The sequence below is a fragment of the Shewanella sp. c952 genome, from assembly GCF_019654975.1.
Lineage (GTDB): Bacteria > Pseudomonadota > Gammaproteobacteria > Enterobacterales > Shewanellaceae > Shewanella.
Window position 1 is genome coordinate 1 of sequence record NZ_BPEW01000126.1, and the last position, 491, is coordinate 491.

The following is a 491-nucleotide window of genomic DNA, read 5'->3' on the forward strand; positions in this document are numbered from 1 at the left end:
GATTAATGGCCTGGAGTGCCAACTTACCAATAGGCACAATCCGCTCTTTACTGCCCTTACCTAAGACTTTGACCTGAGCTTGGGAGAATTGGATATCAGCGACATTCAGTGCCGCAAGCTCCGCCAGACGCAAGCCCGAGGAGTAAAACAGCTCCATGATGGCTTTATCACGTAGACTAAGGGGATCATCGCCATCGATGTCGAGCAGATGGCTCACCGAATCGACATCCATATTCTTAGGCAGGGGTTTACCCTGTTTGGGCGCAGTAAGACTGATGGCCGGATTCACCTTAATCTTCTGCTCTCTGAGTAAAAACTCGTAGAACTGCTTTAAGGCTGAAAGTGTCAATGACAGTGAGCGTGGACTTAGGCCTTTACGATGCAGCTTAGCCAACATAGCTTGTAAAGACTCGTGTTGCAGCGACAGCCAAGTGTCCATTTCACTAAATAGCTTCTCGACTCGCTGCAGTTCAAACAGATAGTTACGAACC

The 491-nt window shown here is 48.5% G+C and carries 1 protein-coding gene; it reads right to left on the reverse strand.

Annotation, left to right across the window (positions count from 1 at the left end; genetic code table 11):
- The coding region (locus K5R16_RS22195; protein ID WP_220740588.1) for a tyrosine-type recombinase/integrase at positions 1-491 on the reverse strand (491 nt) is incomplete at both ends.